The sequence below is a fragment of the Paracoccus aerius genome (genome assembly GCF_014656455.1).
Lineage (GTDB): Bacteria > Pseudomonadota > Alphaproteobacteria > Rhodobacterales > Rhodobacteraceae > Paracoccus > Paracoccus aerius.
This window is the reverse complement of the sequence record NZ_BNCL01000029.1, coordinates 1-22,590: the sequence shown is the minus strand read 5'-3', so window position 1 is coordinate 22,590 and position 22,590 is coordinate 1. Positions and strand designations below refer to the sequence as shown.

Sequence of the window (22,590 nt, the reverse complement as noted above, 5' to 3'; positions counted from 1 at the left end):
GGATAGGCGGGGGTGAATCTCGGCTTTGACATAGGGCTCATCCTTTGAGTGTTTTACTCTCCGGTAAACCCGGGGCGGTTCATGCACGACTGTGCCTTCGCCACGCTCACGCATTTGCGGGATCAGCAGGCGGTCAAGCCGGACCGTCGCAAGGAGATTGAGGTTCAGCTCAGCGAGCCAATGTTCATCTGTCAGTGCAGCGAAGCCACCCGCAGGCGAAGCCGAGCCACCGACGACATGGGCTAGGATGTCGATGCCGCCCAGAAGCTCGATCGCCGCCTTGGCCAACGCTTCGCTGCCTTCTGGCGTCGTCAGATCAGCCTGCACATATTCAACGCCCTTGATGGGATCCTTGATCGCGCGGGCGGCGGTGATGACACGGGCTCCACCGGCCAGAAATCGCTCAACCGTGGCGCGGCCTAGACCCTTGGTGCCACCGCTGACGAGCACGCGCTTACCGGCGAACTCAGTGGGATCGACCTTGATGTTCATACCGTGGTCTCCAGCGTCTTGATGGCGCCTTGCACCAATGTGAACCGATAAGTGAAGCGGAGCGGGCTGCCCGGGAAGTCGCCATGGGCAGGTCCCTCGACGACGACCTCACCCCCCTCTTCCCGGACAGTATCGGGCATGAAGATAGCCTTCACCGGGATCACTTCATGCTCGAAAAGCTGGCGGATCGCCGCCTGTCCCTCGAAATGCTTGCCGTTGTCGATGAAGACGGCGTTGTTCAGGAAGGGTTTCAACATGCCGTCGATGTCGAGGCGGGCGTTCGCCTCGACATAGTCGGCGATTGGCTTGGGTAGATCCACTGACATGTTCATCTCCTTGACTGTCATAAGGCCAATCTAGCGATGGACTTTCCTCCTGATAATTAAGACAAATCGTGATGAGGTGTTACGAAGAACGGGACAATGGCACACCATTCTCTGACCGAGCTTGAGGCGGTCCTCGCCATAGTGCGGTGCGGCTCGTTTCGAGCAGCAGCGCTCGAACTCGGCATGTCGACCACGGCAATCAGCAATGCAGTGGGCAAGCTCGAGCGGGAGCTTGCCGTGCGATTGTTCAACCGCACCACGCGTAGCGTCTCGCTCACCTATGCAGGACGGATCTTCGTCGCACAGATCAAACCAGCTCTCGAAGATATTCAGAAAGCGATGGATACGGCACGCTCCCAGCAGGAGACGCCTTCCGGCACCTTGCGCATCAATGCCTTCGCGACGGCGGGGCGCGAGATAATGGCACCACTGGTCCTGAGCTATCTGCAACGCTATCCGCAGGTCCATATCGACATCGTCACCGAGGGGCGGCTTGTTGACATCGTGGCGGCGGGCTTCGATCTGGCAGTGCGTAGCGCAGGTCTGGTGCCCACCGACGCAATCGCCATACCGCTTGGTCAGAAGCGGCGCATTACGGTTGCCGCATCTCCCGCCTTTTTCGAACACAGGGCTGTGCCCAAAGTGCCCCAGGAACTGCTGTCCTATCCCTGCGTTCGAGGGCGACTTCCCGATGGCGCACTGCTCCGATGGCGGTTCGAGAAGGGCGGCGAAGAACTGCAAGTCGACGTCGAGGGGCCGATCACTCTTGACGAAGCATCCCTGACGCGGATCGCGGTGACAAACGGCGTGGGGATCGGATATTTCATGGAAACAGATGTACGCGAGGACATCGCTGCGGGACGACTGGTGCGCATTCTGGAAGACTGGACGCCGCCGCTCGAGCCGCTGTGCCTCTATTATTACAATCGGCGCAATTCTTCCGCCGCATTTCAGGCCTTTATCGCCCTCGCGCGAGAGTTCGCTGCCGGACGGCTCGTGCAGCCCTGATCGTGGCTGCTGCGCGTTGGGGTGGCGCACAATTGAAATCTGCTTCCGGCTCACCTTCGCGCTTCGATTAAAGGCATCAGTGCTGCCGCCGTCGCGCGAGTGCGGGTTTCTGCGCTGAGCACGAACGGCCGGTTCTGGGAGCGTAACTGCGCAGCCCTGGCATACGTTGACCGGCAGCTAAGGGCCGGAAATTACACTTTGGCTAGTCGGGCCTTCGCATTCTCTATGTCTATCAAACGTTCATCTGCTGGGCATAGCGGCGGACATGGGCTGAACCCTGAAACAAGCGGCTCCTGCTGTCCAAGAAACGTGTCAGGAAATCAGCTGTCCGGAATACCATCTCCGATTTTCAGCTTGGACATGGTACTTGTCGCAAAGGGACGTGGAGCAATGGCTCCTTGTGTCGCCTATTAGCTCCGGATGAGCTCAACCTCTACGCCGATGTCGAGGCCGGCCCAGGCCTGGTCTGCAGTCAGGGCAGGCAATCCGAGTTCGGCTGCCAGGGCAAGACATGCCCGATCCCCCAGCGACAGCCCGTAATTCCGGGTGGTCGGGCGCAGATGACCAATCGCGTATGCTTGGGAGGCGCTGAGAGGTCGGACATCAAGAGGAAGGCTGCCAAGCACATCTTGCACTTCTTCAGCACTCAGGCCTCGCTCGCGTAGCTTGGACACGACCTCCGCGAAGTTGGCGGCGCCAATCACAGCGGTAGGCAACGCTTCAATAACGCGCTCACTGCCCGACTCCCCGTTGAGAAGGCAAAGCAGGGCAGAGGCGTCCAGGACCACGGCCTTACTCACGCTCTGCCTCGCGCCGCCGGTCGGCGATCAGCTCGGCCGCCAGCGAGATACCCTCGGGCACGTGGCGCCGCAATATGGCCTGGGCTCTCGCAACGGCTTGCGAAAGCGAACGGACACGCAGCTCTCCATCTTCAACGTCGACAAGCACAGTATCGCCTGTGGCAATCCCAAGCTCGCGGCGCATGAGAGCCGGAATGACGAGCTTGCCTCCTTCGATAATCCGGACCCGCTGGGCTGTCATGGTTTGCATCCTTCCTTAGGTCATCTTTCCAGATCTGATACCTGCCAGTGTATATGGTATCGGGTGGATAAAAAAGTCAGAAGCATTGTGACGAAAAGGCACCGGCCAACCGTCGCCCTACCCTGCTGTGTCACGTTTGGGCACACTTATAGGTGACATTCGGATGTGACGGCTTGGAGTGTCACAAATGAGTGGCAAAGATACCTTTGCGACAGTATCAGGACCTCAACCACCCTAACGTGACAGATTGCCCATGCCTCGGATTGGATACGCCCGCGTCAGCACGTCGAGCTAGGATCTCGACATACAGAAAGCCAGGCTGAAGACGGCAGGTTGCGAGATCATTCGCGCCGAGACCGGGTCGGGGGCGTCCCGCGACGGTCGCAGCGAATTGGCAACGGTTCTGGAGTTTCTGCGCGCGGGCGACGAGTTAGTCGTGCATCGTCTCGACCGCCTCGGTCGGTCAACCCGCCACGTGCTGAACCTTGTGCATGAGTTGGATGCCAAGGGAACGTCGCTCCGCGTTCTCGAACCCGAAGTGACCACGGCCGGGGACATGGGGCGGATTGTCATCACTGTCCTCGGCATGGTGGCCGATATGGAGCTGAAGTTCATTCGTGATCGTCAGCGCGCCGGCATTGAGGCGACCAAGGACGGGAGCAACCTTGGCGAAGCGATCATCGACATCTTCCGAGTCGAAGACGCCATGCTCGTGGAGCACGGGGATGTCATCCAGCCACTGCCCACAGAGGCAGCCAATGACAACACGATGTTCTGACTCGGACGAGCACGAGGGGGCGCGACAGTCCGTGCCCCGGTTTCAGCAGTCTGGCCGCTAGGTGATCCCGTCGATGATCCCACCCTCCACCCGTAGCGCGGCGCCGGTCGTAGCGCTGGAGAACGGCGAGGCGAGGTAAAGGCAAAGGTTCGCCACCTCTTGCGGCGTGGCGATGCGGTCGATCAGGTTGTAGCCGGGGTTGTCGGCGAGGAAGGCCCGCTCGATGGCTTCCGAGTCTCCACCAGCTCTATCTAAGGCGGCCAGAGCGCTGTCGGTCCGGGTCAGGCCGGGAACCACGACATTTGCTGTGACCCCACTGCCTGCCAGTGCCTTGGCGTAGGCGCGCGAGACGGCTTGCAGCGCCGCCTTGGAGGCAGCGTAAGGAGCCATGTCCACTGGCACGTTGTGTGCCATCTGGCTGGAGACAAAGATCAGCCGGCCCCAGCTTTTCTCCTTCATCCGCGAGACGTAATGCCGGGAGAGGCGGGCGGCACTGATCACGTTGACATCAAAAGCCGCCTGCCAGTCCTCATCCTCAAGATCGAAGAGCGGCTTGGCGTGATAGGTCCCAAGGCTGTTCACCAGGATGTCCGCCTCGGGCACGGCTTCGAACAGGGCCTGCGCGCCGGATGGCGTCGCCAGATCGGCCGCCAGTCCCATGATGGGTACGCTTGCGCCCTCCGCGCGGATCATGGCACAGGCATCATCCACCCGCGCGGAGCTGCGGCCAGTGATCACAACCTCCGCGCCCGCCAGCGCCAGCCCTTGGGCCACCGCCAAGCCGATGCCGGCCGTAGAGCCGGTCACAATGGCTCGCTTGCCTGTCAGGTCAATTTGCATTGCATCCTCCTGAGAGCGCCTGCCGGACAGAGCGACATCCCTTGGCAACGACTGCCTTGGAAGCCGCTGTGTTGTTGTGGATAGGCCTCATGCGTCGTCTGACCGAGTCCAGTTGATGATCAAGTCTTCGCGGAAGGCGAAGCGCTGCAGATGCTTGGCCACGACGTCCTGAAGCCGCTCAAGCCCATCGCCCGCATCATCGCTGACCTGCAGAACCAGTGCGGCCTCGGTCGCCGACAGGTCCACGTGCTGGCCGTCGCCGAACGCGATCCTGCCGGTGTTCGGGTCGAACTCGACGGTGAAGCGGTGGCTCCAGTGCTTGCAGAGCTGCTGCAGATAACGGCTGGCATGTTCGGTCGCCACACGGGCTGTGGATGTTGTCATGGTTTCCCCTATCATGTTCTTGGGCAGTCTGATCGTCATCGACTTGCATTCAGTGCTGTTTGTCCAAGATCAGACTCACTGGAGGGCCAGGGCCATGTGCTTTGGCAATAACGCCAGCAAGCGCAAATAGCGCGGCCTGGTAACGACACAGGGACTTCCACCGACAGTGCCTGAATGTCCCAAAAGATGAGTTGCTCAGGAAAATGGGGCGCGCAGCACCAGGGTGATGCCCCAGGGATCGGCAACTTCCACCAAGCGTGCATGCTCTCGTGGCGTCAGACGCTCTGCACGATGGAGCAGCCCCGCCTGCACCTGGGCATCGGCAGGTACGACCTCGAAGGCCAGCAGTCCTGTGGCACCCGGCTGTGTGCGACCTGCACCGGCGCTGTTCCAGACGTTGCCGGCAATATGGTGATGGTATCCGCCGGATGAGAAGAAACTCGCTCCCGGCACGCGGTGGACCACATCGAGGCCCAGCAGCCCCGAATAGAAGTCCTCGGCCTGCCCGAGGTCCCCGACCTGCAGGTGGACATGACCAACGATCGTTCTTTCGGGCAGACCCTTCCAGTTCCGGTTCCGGGCTTGGCGCGCCAGGTTCTGCAGGTCCAGCCGCCGCGTGGCCATGTCGACCATGCCGCTCTGCCAGATCCAGGTGTGGCTGGGGCGGTCCCAGTAGATCTCGATGCCGTTGCCCTCGGGATCAGCCAGGTAGACTGCCTCGCTCACCAAGTGGTCCGAAGCCCCCTGCAGCGGCGCCCCCAGATCGGCGGCATGCAGCAGCCATTCCGCAAGGTCGGCTCGCTCCGGCAACAGAAAGGCGGTGTGGAACAGCCCGGCCTCAGTGCGGCTGGCCAGTCGCGCTGCAGGGTCCTCGATCAACTCAAGCAGGACGGTCGAACCCACGCCCAGGCTTTGGCGTCGCGCACCCTGCTCGATCACCGAAAGTCCGATGATGTCGCGGTAGAAGCGGCCAACCGTGTTCAGGTCACGCACCCGGAGGGTGACCGAGCCGAGGCGCAAGGGCGCACCTGCGGAGGTCATGCCGGCGGGGGATCCGTCGCCGGCAGAGGTCCGGCCGGCAAGACTGGCAGTCAGAAGTGCAGCGGAATGAGTCATGATGGTGCGTCTCGTCAACATGGGGTTTCCGGATCAGCGAAGGGTGGCTCGGGTCAAGGACGTGGGACGGAGGGCGTATACGCCATCGCCCAGCAGAGCCACGGCCATCAGCCCGCTGATCCAGAGCGCCAGAAACTCCCACCCGCCACCGGCATTGTCGAAAAAGAAGCCTGCAGGCCCATGCACCGTGATAATGGCACCGAGCAGGATCGGGATCAGCGCCGGAGCCACCAGACGCGCATAGATGCCGGCAACAAGGGCGATGCCGCCCGCAAGCTCGGCCAGGATGACCAGGTAGGCAGCAGTGCCGGGCAAGCCCAGGCTTTGAAAGAACTGGGCAGTGCCGGAGGGCGTGAAGACGAACAGCTTCAACCCGGCATGGGCCAGAAACAGGAGGCCGAGGGATACCCGAAGAAGGGTGGCGGCATAGGGAGCGGTGCGGGCGTCGATCATGGTGTCTCTCCGGATTCGGTGTGATCAACAGATGCGCCTTGCCGATCACAATGATAATCCTGTTTCGAAGATGAACAGCTCACACTGTGGGAGTGAGGCGAATGCTGGATCGGTTTACAGGGATGCAGGTCTTCGCGCGCCTTGTCGGCACCGGCTCCATCTCGGGTGCGGCACGTTTGATGGGCATGTCAGCCACCATGGCGACGAAGCACATCAACGCCCTTGAGGAGCAGCTTGGTGTCAAGCTAGTGCATCGCACGACCCGCAAGGTCACCTTGACCGAGGCGGGGCGGGATTATCTTGAGAGTGTCGAGCGTATTCTGACCGAAGTGGCCGAGGCCGAAGCCATTGCCATCTCGGGCCGCGTGGAGGTCAAAGGCGTGCTGCGCGTGAGTGTGCCAGTTTCCTTCGGCGTTCTGGAGATTGCGCCACTGCTGCCCACCTTTGCCCGGTGCCATCCGCAGCTGCGGGTGGATCTGGGTGTCAGCGACCGTAAGGTCGACCTGATCGACGAAGGATGGGACGTTGCCGTGCGTATTGGAAAGAACCCCGACCCGACCATGATCGCGCGCCGGCTTGCTCCCTGCCATACCATCGTGGCAGCCGCGCCGGCTTATCTTGTGCAGAAGGGAACCCCGCAAACGGTGGCTGATCTGGCCGCCCACAACTGCCTCATCTATACGCTGGCCAGCGAGGCGGGTTCCGGGCAATGGTTCTTTGGTGCAAACCAGCAAATCGGGGTCCCGGTCCGGGGCAATCTGCAGGCCAGCAATGGTGACGTGCTGGTTGCTGCAGCTCTGGAAGGACAAGGCGTAATCTGCGAGCCAACCTTCCTTGTCGGCGATCACATCCGGGCAGGGCGACTTGTCGGTCTTCATCTGGACCACCCTCCAGCCGAGGTGCCCGGGGTCTATGCCACTTATCCTGTGAGCCGACGCGTTCCTGCAAAAGTGCGCGCTTTTGTGGATTTTCTTGTCGAGCAGATAGGATCCCCGCCGCGATGGGACCGGGGCCTGGCACTGTCGGGGTCTTAAAGAAACTTACGTATGTGCGGTGTCACTCGCAGTCGCGTGCTGTGATGTGCATGCCTTGACATGCAGTGCGGCGTCGCCCGAGTTTTGGATGTCAGCTAACGGCCGACTGCTCTTGCTGCGCATGCATCCGCTGCGGAGGTGGCGAATGTCAGAAAAGGGCTCCTCGCGTCACGCGCGGGGCCGACCCCCAGTGGCCGCTTCGTCCCAATCGCTCCAGGTCGCTGGCTACGTTAGTTCTGTGATCCCGCCTGCTGTCGGTCGATGGGAAACATATCCTCACCGTAATGGTGCAGCTTAACGTGATGGCTGCGGCAGAGCCATCGCACGTTTAGCGGTTCATCATATCGGTCGTGATGGGCATCGACCCTTGCCGCCCCGCAGACCTCGCAGCCCTGCTTTTCCAGTGCGCCAGACATGAGCGCCCGCTGAACCGCAAGATGGGCCTGATACTTCGGCAGGTTGGTGCGGCGCCAGTTTGTCTGGCGGGTCTCGCTTTTCAGCGAGGGCGGGCGTGGGGGCTTTGGATCATCCGTCATCACGCCACTGCCGCCTGCCGGCCCAGCGTGCGGTACACGGTTGGTCGCGAGATCGAAAACACCTCTGCCAAGTCACTGATAGAATGCTCCCCGGCATCCATACATGCGCCGCAGTTCCTTCTGCTGGCGCTCCGACAGCTTTGGCCTCTTGCCGCGCAGCTTGCCCTTGGCACGGGCCACGGCCATGCCCTCTCGGGTCCGCATCCGGATCAGGTCGGCCTCGAACTCGGCAAAGGTCGCCAGGATGTTGAAGAACAGCTTGCCCATTGGGTCGGTCGGATCATGGATCGACGTGCCAAGCTGAAGCTTGATGCCCCGCGCAGCCAGCTTGTCGGCAATGTCTCGGGCATCTGGGACAGAACGCGCCAGCCGGTCCAGCTTCGGCACAACCAGCGTATCACCTTCCCGCAAAGCTGCAAGCGCCTGATCGAGACCAGGCCGGGCGCGGTTCGTGCCGGTAAAGCCGTGGTCGGTGTAGATGCGATCGGATGCAACTCCGAAGCTGACAAGGATGCCCTTCTGCGCAGCAAGATCCTGTTTGTCGGTGGAGCAGCGGGCGTAGCCGATCAAAATCTGAGTCATGGCCTGATCTGTAACAGTAGCCGCCCCTTCATTGCAAAAAATATCGGACCATTCATCTGAGATTTCGTTCCGCCAGCAAATGCTGGCTCTCAACAGGCCTGTTCAGGGCAAGCTGACCGTACTCTCAACGATCCCATTCGGACGCAGTCGAGAAAGGACTCGAAGCGGTAAGCCGCGGACCTCGGATACGTGTTGCTATGCAGGACGAAGCAGCCGTTGCACGTCTTCTACCCCTCGTTTCTTATCCCCGCATGACAGGAGGGCGGGACCATGAGACTTTGGCCGGACATTTCGGATGAGGACGAGTTCCAGCGGTGGCGGTCCGCCTCACACCTCTGGTTACCGGTCGTCATGGAGATCGCGCAGAGGGCAAACGTCAATGCCATCTCGCCTACTTCATTTGAAGCCGGCACCAATCTTGTCGTCGACCTGAATGGCAACGCCATCTTGAAGATCTTCCCGCCGATCTACGCAGCACAGTTCGCGGCCGAACGGATTGCGCTGCGCCAGCTCGACGGCCGTTTGTCCGTCGCTATCCCTCAGATACTGGCAGAAGGAGAGGACAGCGGATGGTCATGGCTGATCATCACCAAGTTGCCTGGCACAGTAGGGTCCGAGGTTTGGTCGGCGTTATCCGAGCAAGAACGTCTCTCGATTTTGCGCGACATCGGCCGCACTATTGCGGAGGTCCAGGCCGTCGATCCCGGCGAGTTGCTTGAGATGCAGCCGGGCTGGTCGGACTTCATCAAGCGTCAAGCCGAAGGCTGTATCAACCGGCATAGCCGTCGGGGCTTACAGGAGTCCCTGTTGGCCGATCTACCGGCACTTGTGCGCGCGGCTCCCTCAGTGCTGCCCGCGGAAGTGGAGCCTGTCATCCTGACCGGGGAATGGATTCCGGAAAATCTGCTTCTGACAGAAACGTCCGAGGGCTGGCGGCTGGCGGCTGTCATCGACTTCGGCGACGTGATGACCGGCTGGCGCGAATACGACCTCTTGGGCCCGAGCACCTTCATGTGCGCAGGTGTCCCCGGCCGCCTTCAGGCTCTCCTTGAAGGCTATGGCGTTCCTGCGGAGCACTATAACGATGCAATGCGGCGACGGCTGACGACGCTGATGATGCTCCACAGGGCATGTGACCTGCGCCACATCGCCATCCGCGACTGGCAGTGTTCCGTCGGCAGGTTAGAAGACCTTGAAGCCCTGATCTGGCCCAAGACCCTATAAGAGAGATAGAAAGCAGACGGAGTGTCTGCTGAGCGATTGCTTAAAGGACAGCAGAGCTGCTTCCAGAAGGGTCCAGATAAACCGCAAGGTCCGCTCTAAAGCAGTTGATGCGATAAATTTTTCCAGAAGCTATGGAAGAAGATCCCCACCGGCTTCGTCTACCTATACAAGATGACCCGCTGTGACCCGCTCCTGACCCTGACGCCTGTGCAGTACTCTCTCCATGCCATGACCGGCAACCTGCATCGAGCGCATGGCCCATCTGCTTTTCCGAGGCCACGCATTATCGCGACGCCAACGCTTCGCGTGATGTCTGCGTCACACTGTCATGGGCCAAGCCGACCGGCCTCGGTCGTGAACGGGTATCGGTCCTGTTACCGATCGGGGCGGCGCTGCTGGGCCTCTCCGCTGGCGGTAGGATCCGGGGGAAGAACCGGGCCTGGGTCGACCGTAAGTTCACGGTTCTGCAGGTAGCGCCGGAGGCTGAGGCACCCGCAGCCCCGGCTCTGCAAGACACCGCACAGGTGTAGCCATTTCCTTTGGAGGACAAGATAATGCGCCGGTTTCACCCGGATCACTGTATGAAATGTGGTGCCGCCGTACCCCGCGCAGCGGCCAGGCGCTGCCCGTTCTGCAAAGTCGAGTTCAGCCTGGCAAATAGCCTTTTGCCGATCGAGCGTCGTCAGACTGCATCACCTAGCGATGGTGGAGCTGAAAGGAGGCGCGGCCCCCTTGGGCGCAACAGCGACAAATCACCATGAGGCATACATCCTTTGCCCCGCGTAATCAAAGCTCGGAATTTTTTTCTGCGTTGTGGAAGGAAATCGCCCTCGGCTCCGTCTAATTATGCAAGATGACACGCCGCGACCCGATCCTTGCCCTGCTGACGCCCTTGCGACGTTACGCGTTTGCCCTGACTCGTGACCGGGCCGAGGCGGACGACCTTGTGCAGGATGCCCTGCTGCGGGGTCATGAACAGCGCCAACAGCTTGCGGCGGGAAAGGCGCCGGGGCCCTGGCTGCGCGCGATCCTGCGCAACCGCTTCCTGGACCGCCGCCGCCAGGCGCAAAGCGAAAGCCGGCGCGAGGCGGCCTATGCCGAACTGTCCTCGCAGGTGGTCGATGCTCCTCAGGACAGCGCGCTGCGCCTGTCGCAGCTGCGCCGGGCCTTTCTAGATTTGCCAGAGGATCAGCGCGAGGCGTTGGAACTGGTTGCGGTCGAGGGCCTGTCCTATGCCGAGGCCGGAGCCTTGACCGGGGTGCCCCCGGGCACGGTGATGTCGCGCGTCTCGCGGGCCCGCGCCTGGCTGCGTGCCTATGAGGAGGGCGCGGCCCTGGGCAAGCCGTCGCTCAAACTGGTGGGAGGTCACGATGCTGAAGAATGACATTCAGATCACCGATCTGGATCTGAACGCCTATGTCGACAACCAACTGTCGGACGCCCAGAGGTTCGAGGTGGAGGCCTACCTCTCCCGCCATCCTGAGGCCGCGGCTCAGGTCATGCGTGATCTGGCGCTGAACCGCAACCTGCGGCGTGCCTTGACCCCTCCACCGATGCCCCGCCCGCTGCTGGGCATGGCGCGGCGGCTAGTGCTGGCCCGGCGACGCGACGCGACGCTGCGCCGGGTGCTGCGCATTGTGCCCGCAGCGCTGCTGGTGGGCTTGGGCTGGTTGGCCCATGCCGGCCTTGGGCCGCTGTCGATCAGCGAAGGCCAGGCCTCTGCCCCGACTCCACCGCTTGTCACTGCGGCGCTTTCTGCCCACGAGGTCAGCCTGCTGCGCGCGGACCTGGCCTCCCAGCCCGAGATTACGGAGCTGGACGCGGAGGAGCTGCGGGCTGCGACTGGCATCCGCCTGCCGGGCTTCGATCCGGACTGGACAGTGCGGGACGCCCAGGTCTTTCCCTCGCCCCAGGGGCCGGGGATCGAGATCCTGTTCGAGGTGCCGGATCTGGGCCCGGTCAGCCATTTTGCCGTGCGCGCCGGCAGTTTCGATGTGACTTTGCCACGGCTCATTGAGACCCCCGACCAAGGCATCGCCTGGTTCCAGATCGGCGAGACCGCCCATGTCCTGATCGCTGGGGCCGAGCGGGCGGATGCGCTTCTGGATGCCTCGCAGACGCTGTCGGATACGCTCTACTGAACCACCACCCCCATTGGAGAGAGATGATGCAACCCATCCGCCAGACCGGCCGCAGCGCCAGCTTTGCCCCTACCGCCGTCTATGACGCAGGCCTGCGTGCGCATATGCTGCGCATCCACAACTACATGGGCCTGGGCCTCCTGGTCACGGGGCTTGTCGCCGTGCTGGTCGCCTCGGTCCCGGCGATCTATGTGCCGATCTTCAGTACGCCGCTCAAATGGCTGGTGATGCTGGCGCCGCTGGCCTTCGTGATGTTTCTGTCCTTCAAGATCGAGACCGTCTCGGGCGCCACGGCGCAGGCTCTGTTCTGGGCCTTCTGCGCGGTGATGGGGCTGTCACTCGCTTCGATCTTCCTGGTCTTCACCGGCGCGTCCATCGCGCGGGCCTTCTTCGGCGCCGCCGCCATGTTCGCGGGGATGAGCCTTTACGGCTATACCACGCAGCGGGATCTCTCGAAGTTCGGCAGCTTCCTGATCATGGGGCTAATCGGCGTGATCATCGCCAGCATCCTCAACATCTTCTTGGGATCGTCCGCGCTGCAGTTTGCTATCTCGATCATCGGCATCCTGGTCTTCGTCGGCCTGACTGCCTGGGACACGCAGTCGATCAAGGTAGCTTATGGCGAGCATCACGACGCCGAGACGCAGCAGAAACTGGCGGTGATGGGGGCGCTGTCGCTGTATCTGAACTTCATCAACATCTTTCAACTGCTGCTGAGCCTCACCGGCCAGCAGGACGAATGACGCAAGAAAAAAAGGAGAAGACGTCATGGACCATAACGACAGGCAAGCCATCGAAGGGCTGTTTCACAAGCTGGGCCAGGCTGCCCAGTCCCAGCCCCACCGTGACCCCGAGGCCGAGGCGCTGATCAGGGACCTGATCGCCCGCAATCCCGGCGCGGCCTATTACCTGGCCCAGACCGTTATCGTGCAGGAACAGGCCTTGAACGCCGCGCAGGACCATATCCAGCAGCTTCAGCACCAAGCGCAGCCCCAACCCCCGCAGGGCGGCGGCCTGTTCGGGCGGCTCTTCGGGGGCGGCCAGCCGCAAGCGCCGCGACCGATGGTTCCGCGCCCGCAGCCCGCAGCCTATGGTCAGCAGCCGGGCTACGGCCAGTCTCCGCAGGGCGGGACTCCCTGGAACAGCGGCCGCCCCTCGGGGGGTGGCGGCGGCTTCATGGCCGGCGCGGCGCAGACCGCGATGGGCGTGGCCGGCGGCGTGCTGCTGGGCAATGCCATCGGCGGCATGTTCGCAGGCCCGGCCGAGGCAGCAGAAGCGGCAGTTGACGAGTATATGCCCGAAGAGGACGCGGGCTTCGAAGATGGCGGCTACGACGACGGCGGCGACGAGGAATGATGCAACAGCTGCACCCCCATTCCGGCGGGTGCAGCCCCTTCGATCTTGCGGGAGGCCTCCGGCCCCAGGACTTTGATGAGACCCTCTGACACGTTCCCAAACGAACCGCGCCCGACCCTTAGTCGGGCGTTGACTCGTCTGGCAGAGGAATGGTCCGAGCCGAGGATCTCCGTTGCACAAATTCTGACAGCCCTGGACGATCGCGGGCTGATCGGGCTGCTGCTGATCCTGGCCCTGTTCAACGTGATCCCCAACCCTCCGGGCACGTCCGCGGTGCTGGGCCTGCCAATGGTGTATCTGTCCTGGCAGATGATGCGTGGTCAGATGCCCTGGTTGCCGCAGTTTCTGACTGGGCGATCCTTCGACGTTGCCCAGTTTCGCATTCTGGTCACCCGCGCCATGCCGCATTTGAACAGGATCGAACGACTGCTGCGCCCGCGCCTGGCGATCTTGAGCTCTCCTGCGGCGATGAAGATCCTGGGGGGCGTCTGCCTCGTCCTGTCGATCGTGCTGATCCTGCCGATCCCCTTTGGCAATCTCCTGCCTGCCGCGGCCATTGCGATCATCGCCCTGGGTGCCTTGGAACGGGACGGGGCCTGGATCCTGGGCGGGGTGTTGTTCGGCATCGCGACGATCGTCTTTCTAGCCGGGACGATCGTGATCCTGGTTGCAGCCCTTCTACGGCTGCTGGGCCTGTGACGCGAGCCCGAGAGCAACTCTGCAACATTCACGAAGCTCTCCAAGGACGATAATGGAAAGACTGATTGAACGCGGGCTGTTTGCCAGCCGCTGGATGATGGCCCCGATGTATCTGGGACTGGCCGTGGCCCTAGTCATTCTGGTCTGGATCTTCCTGATGGAACTGTGGCGCTTCGTGCTGATCGTGCCGGTAATGACCGTCAATGACGCGATCCTGGGCGTGCTGGCGCTGATCGACCTCAGTCTGGCCGCCAACCTGCTCTTGATCGTGATCTTCTCGGGCTACGAGAACTTCGTCAGCCGCATGGACCTGATGGATCACAAGGATCGTCCCGAATGGCAGGGGGATGTCGATTTTTCGGCCCTCAAGCTCAAGCTGGTCGCCTCGATCGTGGCGATCTCGGGCATTTATCTGCTGAAGGTCTTCATGGATGTCGGGAAATATCCCGCCGACCAGATCCGCTGGATGGTGGTCATTCACCTGGTCTTCGTCATCTCCGGCGTGCTGCTGGCGGCCATGGACTGGATCGCCAACCATGCCAAGTCGCTCAAATACCGCAAGGCGGCTCCCTCGTGATCCGCCTGTCATGGATTTCAGAAATCCATGCGTGCCAAATGACGTCCCCGGACGTCATCCTTCCTGAACACCCGCAAAGGTAATAAAATACGATGCATCCCAGCCCAGAGCCTATCCTTCCGCGAAGTCGCCGGAGAACCAGCCGATGATCGAGGCCCTTCTTCTGTTTCTGATCGGAACCCTCGTGATCCTGGCGATCATCGCCGCCAACGGATATTTCGTGGCCCAGGAATTCGCCTACATGTCCGTGGACCGCGCACGGCTGGCAGCGCAGGCGGCGCAAGGTGATGCCGCGGCCAAGCGGGCGCTTGCGGTGACGCGGCGCACCAGCTTCATGCTGTCGGGCGCGCAACTGGGCATCACGGTCACCGGCCTTCTGGTGGGCTTCGTGGCCGAACCGCTGGTTGGCCAGTCGCTGGGCGTGCTTCTGGGCGGCGTGGGCATCTCGACCGAGGTCGGGGTTGCGGCCGGCACAATGCTGGCCCTGATCGCCGCCACGATTATCCAGATGATCTTTGGCGAGCTTTATCCCAAGAACCTGGCCATCGCCGATCCCGAGCCGCTGGCCCGCAAGCTCGCGCGATCGACGCTGATCTATCTGACCGTCTTCGGCTGGTTGATCGGGCTGTTCGACAAGGCTGCCAACCTGCTGCTGCGGGCGCTGCGGATCGAGCCCGTGCATGATCTCGATGTCACCGCCTCGGCCGATGACCTACATCACATTATCGAGGACTCCCGCGACAGCGGCGACCTGCCGGTCGAGCTGTCCTTGATGATGGACCGCATCCTCGACTTCCCGCAGCAGGATGTCGAACACGCCATGGTGCCGCGGTCTCAGGTCGATTGGGTCAGCCCCGATACGACGCTGGAGGAACTACGCGCCATGATGGCGCGTGCCCACACCCGCTATCCGGTCATCGACGACGAGGATACGCCGGTCGGCGTTGTTCACCTGGCCGATTTCCTGTCCCATCAAGCGTCAGGCGGCACGGGCGGAACCGTTGCCTCGGTCATGCGGAAGCCCACGGTGATCCCGACCCTGATGGCGCTGCCGGACGCCCTGGCCCTGCTGGCCTCGTCCAACAACCAGCTGGCCTGCGTCATCGACGAATATGGCGGCTTTGCCGGCGTCCTGACGCTTGAGGACCTGGCGATGGAGATTGTGGGCGAGATCACGGACGAACATGATGACAGCCCCAGCGACGGGTTGACGCCAGAGACCGAAGATACCTGGCTGATCGACGGTGACGTTCATCTGGACGAGCTGCGCCGCGCCATTGGCCGCGACCTGCCACAACCTGACGTCGAGACCGTCGCGGGACTGCTCATCGCCGAACGCGGCGCGCTGCCCACTGAAGGCGAGCAGGTCACGATCCCGCTGCCCATCGATCCCGCCGAACTGGTGGATCGCGACCCGACCCGCTGGCTGCTGGAGGTCGAGGTCCTGCTCGTTGAGCGCCATGTCCCCACGCGGCTGCGGGTGCGGCTGGTGGAAAGCCTGAGCACCGAGGATGACGCATGAAAGACCCCCTGATTGTCACCCTGGTGACAGTAGCCCTGATCGCGCTCAGCGCGCTCTTCGTCATCATCGAGTTCGCTTTGCTGGGCGCCCGCCGCCATCGGCTCGAGGAACTGGCGCCGACTAGGCGGTCTGCCCGTGCCGCCCTGCGCGGCATGAACGACCTCACGCTGATGCTCGCCGGCGCTCAGCTTGGCATCACCGTCTGCACCTTCGCCCTTGGTGCAGTGACAAAGCCTGCCGTCGATGCATGGCTTGGGCCGGTTCTCCTTGATCTGGGACTGCCCTTATGGCTCGCGGGTGGCGCTGCCTTCGCGCTCTCCCTTCTGTTTGTCACCTTTCTGCATCTGGTTGTCGGTGAGATGGCGCCGAAGTCCTGGGCCATCGCCCATCCCGAGCGGTCGGCGATGACGGTGGGGCTTATCGCACAAGCCTTCATCTGGCCGCTGCGACCCCTTCTTCGCTGGATCAACGCAATTGCAAATCGACTTGTCGAGGCGAGCGGCGTCGAGCCCGTCGAAAAGGCTGCCGTCGGGGGCCGCGACGCCGCTACCATTCGCCAACTGGTCGAGCATTCGGCAAAGGTCGGAACGCTGGCTCCCGAAGTGCAGCAGCAGCTGTCGAGTCTGATCGACCTGGGAACCCTGCGGGTCGCCGCATTGCTTGGAAAGGGGAAGGAACTGACACAGGTCGGGCCAACGGCAACGGCGGCAGATGTTCGTGCAGCCGGCCATGCCTCGGGGCATATGCGCATCCTGATGACGGGGCAGGGCCCTGTTCCCACCATCGTGCATGTGCGCGATACCCTGCTGTTGCCTGACGCCAGCCCTGTCGCCTCGATCGCCCGTCCGGCGCATGTCCTAGACCCCAGGATGCCGGTCTATGAAGCCTTGTCCCGTATGCGCGCCGCAAGCGTCCAACTGGCCGTGGTCATGGAAGGCGACCGCCTGCTGGGGGTCATCTCCCTGTCCGACATCGTCAAGCGGGTTCTACCGACAGGGAAGATTGCGGCCTCGGCACCTGCCGCCGTGCTCGCGTGACTAGACAGTCTCAGGTCTTGTGGCGATGGTCCATGGAACGATCATCGCCATGCCTCGAAGTCCTTTCGGGTTGGGACCCCCGTGCCGAAGATCGGCGACCCGAACATGCCATGCGGCGGAGACTGCGATGACCAGGCTGCGAGCATTCTGGCGGGGCGATCTGCCGCTGGATGAGGCGTTCTGGACATGGACGGTGCTGGTGGGGCTGGCAATCAACCTGTCAGCCATCATCGCGCTTCTGATACTGCTAAGTCTTGATCGACCGTGGGAAGCCTTGATTGCCGGCTATGCGTTTACCGTGCCCTACAACATCATGGCGGTCATCGGCACCTGGCGATCAGCCAAGCGTTATCAAGGTCCGAGGGTACATGCGGACCTTGCGCGGGGAGCCAGTGTCATCCTGATGACCGTGTTGAGCCTGGTTTAGAAGGCAATCAAGATGATCATCTCCCGTGCGTTCAATAGGAAAGAGAGGTGGCGATGCCAAAGCGAGGTTCCTCGAACTGCAAAAAGTCAGCAAATCTTGGCTTGTCGCATCTCGAAATAGAACCCACCCCCACCCGGCTATCTTTCTGAATAAGCATGACTATGGAACGCATGAATGTTTAAAGATTTGCGACGTCGCCGACGAACACGGCCGTAACGGCTGATTAGGGCTATCACCTCATAGAGTGCCTATGCGGCAACGACTAACCACCCACTACAATGATCAGCACCCCGCCAAAAGGTTGTTCCGGGTTGAGTTTTAGGTCGGTAGCGGTCAGCTCCAGCCCGACTGCCTCGCCACCGCGCAGGCCTATGTCCGGGATCGTCATCTCGAAACGGCTGCGCCGGGTTTGTGCCGTCATTTCACGGTGCTTGGCCAGCAGGTCGCGATGCTGCGACATTTTCGTCTTGCCTGCATCAACCTCGGTCAGCACGTTGCGAACCGCGAGACCGAGTTCTTGCTGAGTGCCAAGGTCAGGGCCCGTGGGATCTTCAGCAACAAGGTTCAGGCCCTCGGCATCCTCCTCGATGCGGCTGGCCTCGACGCCCGGCTCAGACAGCTTCATCGCAGTCAACCGCCCCCAGCCGCGTCGCGGAAACTCGGCTGCGGGACGCACATCGGCCATGACCGGATGGCGGATGGCCAGCAGCTCTTCCGGCAGCAGCGCACGGATGCCGACGCGAATACGGGCGTTCGGCTGGTGGATCAGGTTGAAGGCAAAAGCCTGTGCCTGGCCAACAATGTTGAGGTTCTGCTGCGCCACATGCCTGTCGATTGGCGGCGATAGGGCGAAGTCGTCCACGGGTATCTCCAGCGGCGAGAAGGAGAAGGCTCGAGCGAACAGGCACTTGTGCCCGGCTTCGGTCGGCGGAACAGTGTAAACAAAGTCGGCAGCGGCACTTCCTCCGGCGGGGACCCAAGCCGAAGGAACATGACCCAGCGTAGTCAGGCGCGTCGAAAAGCGGGTGTCAAAGCCAAGCGTCGGATCACTCAGATAGAGTTCGACCTTAGCACTTGGAACCGCGAGATCGCCTCGGTTCCGCAGCACGGTCCGGATCACGTAACTCTCGCCCGCTTGCAGGGTCGTGGTATAAGCGCCGACGCTGCTCACGGGGCTCAGCATCAGGTCGGGTGAGTGCCAGAACTCGACATTCGAGAAGGGCCGGTTGCCGGTGTCTCCGTCGAAGGAACGGATATACAGGAACGAACTGTCCTGGAACACGTCAGGCGGCTTGCGCTCCTTGCGGCGAAACGCTTCTGCCAATTGTCCCAATGCATCCTGATTGTAGGCTTCGCGACGCTTGCGCAGATCGGCGATGAATTCGGCTGAGATGTCGCTTGGCATCGCGTCTCTCCTCAGGGCAGGAACTCGACTCTCACCTCGGTCGGATCAGCCGCCGAGGTATTGGTTTGCAGCGGCTTTGGACTGTTCGGGGCGTCGCCGGGCTGGGACCAGCACAGGAAGCCATAGCCGCGGTCGGAGTCGAGGTTGAAATCAGGCAAGGTGCCGCCGCGGAACCAGCGTTCGTAGAGCACTCCGCTCAGCTCCAGCGCATTGCCCAAGGTGCGCTCGCCCAGGATCGATACCAACTGGGCTTCTTCGCGGTCCGGGCTTTGGGCCAGGGCAACGAGTTGGTCGATCAGCTCGCGATCCAGCGGGATACGCCCAAAGGCCGGATGGGTAAAGGGCTGGTTGAAGTAGCTGCCGGGCGCCGGAACCACGTTCCGTTTCTCGCCATCGGTTAGCGGATAGATGAGGTGCCGCTCCTGATTGAAGATGGTGGACGCTGGATCGCTGAGGAAGTCAGGGGTGAAGCGCAGCAAGGGCTCAAAGGGGGCAACGGCAGCGGCGTTTACACCGGTGGAGTCGGGGAATGCCGGGGTCATGAACTGGCGGAAGCGCGGATCGGCCAGATGTTCGCGCATCGGGAAGGCCAGGCCGTTCAGGGCAATGGCCAGCCGGAACATCTGGAAGGCATTGTAAAGCTGTTCATAGATCAGGCAGGCGGCATAGCGGATCGTGGCCGTGCCCAGCGTGGCGATTGCCCCTGCGATCCCGTCCGCAATTGCCGCCGCCGCCATCACTGCTGCTGCAATGAGAGCGGCCAGAATGATAAAGATCGACAGGATCCCGAAATCGCCCGCCTCATCGACGGCATCCTCAAGAAAGTCGCCGACGTCACCGAGATTATCGACGGTCTTGTCCCAAACCTCCCGGAGTTCCGCATTTAGCGAATAGGCAACCGGCGGCGGCAGCGTGCCCGACTCGGTGAAGCCCTTCATGAAGCGATACCACAGCCGATAGGTGTCATCGATGTCGCTGGCGGAAATGGACTTCGCGTAGTCCGGATCGGCGTCCGGCTCCTCCTGGTAGATCTTGTTCAGCGTGTCGGCGAGGAAGGTCGCGAATGCAGACGGTGCTGTGGGATCCTCTGCCGGCTCGGGCCCGCCATTGAAGTTGAAGTTGTAGAGGTGATGCAGCTTCGAATAGTTGAAATCAGCTCCGGTCACATTCAGGAGGTTGAACACGTCCTGGAAGTTCTCACCCGTCTTGTGGCGTTGCGCCTGGCTGCGGTAGGGGCCACCGCAATAAAGATTGACATAGGCATGCCCGACCGTGTCCGCCGCCACATGCGTCAGATATCCGAGCGCATAAAGGTGATGGGGTGAGGACATGTCGCGCGTGGCTTCCAGCATGGCCTCCGCGAACTTGCCCGTCTTCCGGTAATGCATGGCGTCGAACCACCACCACTCTCCCTCGGCAGCCCCATCGCGGTAAGGATGCGAGATGATGTCGAACAGGTTGAAGTCAGAAACGTATTTCTTGAGCGCCTCGGTCAGCAAGGCGCCAAAGCCGGTCAGCAGCTGGTTCAGGTCATCGAAGGTCTGCTTGATCTCGCTCAGCAGCGCGGAATCCTCGATTACCTCGTTGGCCAGTTCCTCGAAGCCCTCAAGCGCGTCAAGAACGGGCTGCGGCACTGCCGAGAGCAGCGTTTTCTCGAAGTCGCGCAGGAAGTCGGCCAGGTCGTTGTGGATCTCCACGAACTTGCCCAGCGTCGGGTTCAGGTCCTTGGTGTTGAAGAAGAACGGGTCGGGTCCGTGGCAGCCGATGAACAGATAGGGCAGGTTCGTGGGATCGGCGAGCAGCGCCTGAAGACCCGCATAGTCAGCCGGATCGAGATCCCCAAGGCCCTTGTTGGCCTGGATGTTTGCCTTCAGCCGATCGACGATCATGTGATGCAAGGCCGGGCCGGGCATGGCAGTGCCTCTCGAACTGATCCGTGGAAAAGTCGCAAGGAAGGCTATTCTGGCGTCAGAACAAAGCCTGCGCCCGACTCATGAAAAAGTCAATTCAACAGGGTGGAATGACACCTTCAAGAAACAGCCCGAGACCCATGTCCCTGAACGGCAAGAACTTCCCGCGGCGATCAACATGCTTGATGCATGGCAAGAACAATATCGGTCTGATTAGGCCCCTATGCCTGTAACGGATCAAGGCCCACATGGTGGGCGGGCGGCGGATCGGAGTCTTACAGACTTTGATCGCGCAATAGATCCGGCTGCTGTAGAACGGTCACCCATGTTTGAGCGAGTGGATGAGAGGCATTTTCCCCCTTTCTGCCGGACCTTGGGAAGACTGGCCAAGCGGCAGCGCCGTCATATCATCATTGCTGACTCATGTAATGAGTCTGAGATCAGCAGCGTGACGTTTCCCATCCCGCGACTTTTCGGCCTGTGCTAGAGTTCCTTGGCGGCCACCCTCCGTCGCGGAGATGTCAGTAAGGAAGCTTTTGATACGAGGCTTTCATGAAGATTGCGGCCATTGGCGCCTTTATTTGGCTTTTTTGCGGCACCACGCTCCATGCCGGCGGTGTCGAGCGGAGCAGCCGGTTTCTCGGTCCTCTTTTCGAACCAGGCAACTATCTCGAGCTGAGCTATGGCCATGTCTCGCCCGCCATCACAGGAACAGACCTGCCGCTTGGCCTCTATTCCGGTGGTGAACGTACGGGCAATATTGCGTCCTCCTACAACAGCTTCGGCTTTGCCTATAAGCACCAGTTCAACGATTTCTGGTCAGCCGCAATCATCCTGGACCAGCCCTTCGGGGCCGACATCGCCTATCCCACCAGCGGCTCCATCAACCTTGGTGGCACCGGCGTGGTCATCAACAACACTGACCTGACCGGCATCATCCGCTTTGCTGTGCTAGAAAGCGGGTTCGGTGTTCACGCAGGTATTCGCGGTGCGCGTACCGATGGACGCGTGATGTTGGGCGGCGCCTCTTTCGGTCCTCTAAACGGCTACCGTGTCGATGTGGACAGGGATATCGCCTATGGGTGGCTCGCCGGGGTGTCGTGGGAAAGACCGGACATCGCCGCTCGTGTGTCCCTGACCTATAATGCGGTGATAGAGCATGACTTCGACATCTCTGAGACCGGTCCTCTTGTGGATCCCGATGGACCCGGCCCCGCGCCGGCCTTGCCGCTTCTGGACGGACGTTCCAGCTTGACGGTCAAGACGCCGAAATCCTGGAACCTCGAGTTCCAGACCGGCATCGATCCTGACACCCTTGTCTTTGGCTCCATCCGCTGGGTGGATTGGTCAAGCTTCCGCGTGANCGAGACCGGCACGCCGGATACAGCCCGCGCCGAGATCGAAGGCAGCCACGCATGGGGCGTCGGCATAAGGGTTGGCTACAGTTTCTGAGGGCAAAGAGTACTGGGCATCTCCGAAATCCGCGCCCTTGGCGCCGTAGCCTGCCGCGCTCTCGTAATGACTTGGGGTTCGCCCAGCGTCAGATTGGCAAAAGGGCACTGCACCAGATCATCCGGAGCCACACCAGAACCATGTTGCGTGATACGTTCGGAAAAAGAGGTGCCGCGCCCCAGGAGCATCGGCACCGCATTGCCCTACAAAACCATAGTTGCCGGAACTCATGACCTTTGGGATGTCGCTC

The 22,590-nt window shown here is 61.6% G+C and carries 28 protein-coding genes; 15 read left to right on the top strand and 13 right to left on the bottom strand.

All coding sequences use genetic code 11. The annotated features are described in order from the left end of the window. On the bottom strand, window positions 1-492 hold a 492-nt coding region (locus IE224_RS18635), incomplete at its 3' end, for an SDR family NAD(P)-dependent oxidoreductase (protein WP_191312708.1). Next, on the bottom strand, window positions 489-839 hold the full coding sequence (locus IE224_RS18630; RefSeq protein WP_202380285.1) for a nuclear transport factor 2 family protein: 351 nt from the start codon (window positions 837-839) through the stop codon (window positions 489-491). The genes IE224_RS18630 and IE224_RS18635, both read right to left, overlap by 4 nt. Before the next feature lie 75 nt (window positions 840-914). Here IE224_RS18630 and IE224_RS18625 point away from each other — a divergent pair, with 75 nt between their 5' ends. After that, window positions 915-1,826, top strand: a complete 912-nt coding sequence (locus IE224_RS18625) for a LysR family transcriptional regulator (protein WP_191312706.1) — start codon at window positions 915-917, stop codon at window positions 1,824-1,826. Window positions 1,827-2,236: 410 nt separating this feature from the next. Here IE224_RS18625 and IE224_RS18620 read toward each other — a convergent pair whose 3' ends face one another. Next, window positions 2,237-2,614 (bottom strand): type II toxin-antitoxin system VapC family toxin, encoded by a 378-nt coding sequence (locus IE224_RS18620; RefSeq protein ID WP_202380283.1) that lies wholly within the window; start codon window positions 2,612-2,614, stop codon window positions 2,237-2,239. A 4-nt stretch (window positions 2,615-2,618) separates the two neighbouring features. Continuing rightward, entirely contained in the window at window positions 2,619-2,867 is a 249-nt protein-coding gene (locus IE224_RS18615; RefSeq protein ID WP_191312702.1) for an AbrB/MazE/SpoVT family DNA-binding domain-containing protein, read from the bottom strand. Between the two features lie 304 nt (window positions 2,868-3,171). On the opposite strand from IE224_RS18615, the gene IE224_RS18610 reads away from it, so the two are divergent. Then, a complete protein-coding gene (locus tag IE224_RS18610) occupies window positions 3,172-3,645 on the top strand; it encodes a recombinase family protein (RefSeq protein WP_268246566.1) in 474 nt (157 codons plus the stop codon). Between the two features lie 57 nt (window positions 3,646-3,702). On the opposite strand, the gene IE224_RS18605 is transcribed toward IE224_RS18610, so the two are convergent. From IE224_RS18605 to IE224_RS18590, 4 genes are all read right to left on the bottom strand, one after another. Next, complete coding sequence (locus IE224_RS18605) at window positions 3,703-4,485, bottom strand: SDR family NAD(P)-dependent oxidoreductase (protein WP_191312700.1); 783 nt, start codon at window positions 4,483-4,485, stop codon at window positions 3,703-3,705. A gap of 87 nt (window positions 4,486-4,572) precedes the next feature. Next, window positions 4,573-4,869 (bottom strand): DUF2218 domain-containing protein, encoded by a 297-nt coding sequence (locus IE224_RS18600; protein ID WP_191312698.1) that lies wholly within the window; start codon window positions 4,867-4,869, stop codon window positions 4,573-4,575. Window positions 4,870-5,064: 195 nt separating this feature from the next. After that, the gene (locus IE224_RS18595) at window positions 5,065-5,910 is read right to left on the bottom strand and encodes a VOC family protein (RefSeq protein WP_191312696.1); all 846 of its coding nucleotides are present in this window, start codon (window positions 5,908-5,910) and stop codon (window positions 5,065-5,067) included. A 108-nt stretch (window positions 5,911-6,018) separates the two neighbouring features. Continuing rightward, window positions 6,019-6,438 (bottom strand): DoxX family protein, encoded by a 420-nt coding sequence (locus IE224_RS18590; RefSeq protein WP_191312694.1) that lies wholly within the window; start codon window positions 6,436-6,438, stop codon window positions 6,019-6,021. Between the two features lie 101 nt (window positions 6,439-6,539). On the opposite strand from IE224_RS18590, the gene IE224_RS18585 reads away from it, so the two are divergent. After that, window positions 6,540-7,472, top strand: a complete 933-nt coding sequence (locus IE224_RS18585) for a LysR family transcriptional regulator (RefSeq protein ID WP_191312692.1) — start codon at window positions 6,540-6,542, stop codon at window positions 7,470-7,472. A gap of 230 nt (window positions 7,473-7,702) precedes the next feature. On the opposite strand, the gene IE224_RS18580 is transcribed toward IE224_RS18585, so the two are convergent. From IE224_RS18580 to IE224_RS18575, 3 genes are read right to left on the bottom strand one after another with little or no spacing between them, the layout of a single operon-like run. Then, a complete protein-coding gene (locus tag IE224_RS18580) occupies window positions 7,703-8,008 on the bottom strand; it encodes a hypothetical protein (protein WP_191312690.1) in 306 nt (101 codons plus the stop codon). Then, window positions 8,008-8,109, bottom strand: a complete 102-nt coding sequence (locus IE224_RS21520) for a helix-turn-helix domain-containing protein (protein WP_338119640.1) — start codon at window positions 8,107-8,109, stop codon at window positions 8,008-8,010. Before IE224_RS21520 ends, IE224_RS18580 begins: the two co-directional genes overlap by 1 nt. Next, entirely contained in the window at window positions 8,081-8,590 is a 510-nt protein-coding gene (locus IE224_RS18575) for a recombinase family protein (RefSeq protein ID WP_229849453.1), read from the bottom strand. The genes IE224_RS21520 and IE224_RS18575 overlap by 29 nt, the downstream gene beginning before the upstream one ends. 270 nt (window positions 8,591-8,860) lie before the next feature. Here IE224_RS18575 and IE224_RS18570 point away from each other — a divergent pair, with 270 nt between their 5' ends. The 10 genes from IE224_RS18570 to IE224_RS18525 all read left to right on the top strand — a co-directional run bounded on the left by IE224_RS18570 (window position 8,861) and on the right by IE224_RS18525 (window position 17,573). Then, entirely contained in the window at window positions 8,861-9,814 is a 954-nt protein-coding gene (locus tag IE224_RS18570) for an aminoglycoside phosphotransferase family protein (RefSeq protein WP_191312687.1), read from the top strand. 853 nt (window positions 9,815-10,667) lie between these two features. Then, the gene (locus IE224_RS18565) at window positions 10,668-11,198 is read left to right on the top strand and encodes a sigma-70 family RNA polymerase sigma factor (protein ID WP_191312685.1); all 531 of its coding nucleotides are present in this window, start codon (window positions 10,668-10,670) and stop codon (window positions 11,196-11,198) included. Beyond that, window positions 11,185-11,955, top strand: a complete 771-nt coding sequence (locus tag IE224_RS18560; RefSeq protein WP_191312683.1) for an anti-sigma factor family protein — start codon at window positions 11,185-11,187, stop codon at window positions 11,953-11,955. Before IE224_RS18565 ends, IE224_RS18560 begins: the two co-directional genes overlap by 14 nt. Window positions 11,956-11,981: 26 nt before the next feature. Further along, window positions 11,982-12,698, top strand: coding sequence for a Bax inhibitor-1/YccA family protein (locus tag IE224_RS18555; RefSeq protein ID WP_202380289.1), 717 nt, complete (start codon window positions 11,982-11,984; stop codon window positions 12,696-12,698). 25 nt (window positions 12,699-12,723) lie between these two features. Next, complete coding sequence (locus tag IE224_RS18550; RefSeq protein WP_191312678.1) at window positions 12,724-13,311, top strand: DUF2076 domain-containing protein; 588 nt, start codon at window positions 12,724-12,726, stop codon at window positions 13,309-13,311. A 129-nt stretch (window positions 13,312-13,440) separates the two neighbouring features. Beyond that, window positions 13,441-14,010 carry an exopolysaccharide biosynthesis protein gene (locus IE224_RS18545; protein ID WP_191312676.1) on the top strand — a complete coding sequence of 190 codons (570 nt, stop codon included), beginning with the start codon at window positions 13,441-13,443 and terminating at the stop codon, window positions 14,008-14,010. Between the two features lie 52 nt (window positions 14,011-14,062). Next, window positions 14,063-14,587, top strand: a complete 525-nt coding sequence (locus tag IE224_RS18540; protein WP_191312674.1) for a TIGR00645 family protein — start codon at window positions 14,063-14,065, stop codon at window positions 14,585-14,587. Window positions 14,588-14,732: 145 nt separating this feature from the next. Continuing rightward, a complete protein-coding gene (locus tag IE224_RS18535; RefSeq protein WP_191312672.1) occupies window positions 14,733-16,109 on the top strand; it encodes a hemolysin family protein in 1,377 nt (458 codons plus the stop codon). Continuing rightward, the gene (locus tag IE224_RS18530; RefSeq protein ID WP_191312670.1) at window positions 16,106-17,146 is read left to right on the top strand and encodes a CNNM domain-containing protein; all 1,041 of its coding nucleotides are present in this window, start codon (window positions 16,106-16,108) and stop codon (window positions 17,144-17,146) included. Before IE224_RS18535 ends, IE224_RS18530 begins: the two co-directional genes overlap by 4 nt. 127 nt (window positions 17,147-17,273) lie before the next feature. Next, entirely contained in the window at window positions 17,274-17,573 is a 300-nt protein-coding gene (locus tag IE224_RS18525; RefSeq protein WP_191312668.1) for a hypothetical protein, read from the top strand. A 262-nt stretch (window positions 17,574-17,835) separates the two neighbouring features. On the opposite strand, the gene IE224_RS18520 is transcribed toward IE224_RS18525, so the two are convergent. Together IE224_RS18520 and IE224_RS18515 are read right to left on the bottom strand one after the other, a co-directional pair. Then, complete coding sequence (locus tag IE224_RS18520) at window positions 17,836-18,978, bottom strand: hypothetical protein (protein WP_191312666.1); 1,143 nt, start codon at window positions 18,976-18,978, stop codon at window positions 17,836-17,838. 11 nt (window positions 18,979-18,989) lie between these two features. Beyond that, window positions 18,990-20,891, bottom strand: a complete 1,902-nt coding sequence (locus IE224_RS18515; RefSeq protein WP_191312664.1) for a zinc dependent phospholipase C family protein — start codon at window positions 20,889-20,891, stop codon at window positions 18,990-18,992. Here IE224_RS18515 and IE224_RS18510 point away from each other — a divergent pair. Together IE224_RS18510 and IE224_RS18505 are read left to right on the top strand one after the other, a co-directional pair. Beyond that, the gene (locus IE224_RS18510) at window positions 20,890-21,105 is read left to right on the top strand and encodes a hypothetical protein (RefSeq protein ID WP_191312662.1); all 216 of its coding nucleotides are present in this window, start codon (window positions 20,890-20,892) and stop codon (window positions 21,103-21,105) included. The genes IE224_RS18515 and IE224_RS18510 overlap by 2 nt on opposite strands. 335 nt (window positions 21,106-21,440) lie before the next feature. After that, window positions 21,441-22,340: an outer membrane protein transport protein gene (locus IE224_RS18505; protein ID WP_191312660.1), complete on the top strand. Its 900-nt coding sequence runs from the start codon at window positions 21,441-21,443 to the stop codon at window positions 22,338-22,340. Window positions 22,341-22,590 lie beyond the last annotated feature (250 nt).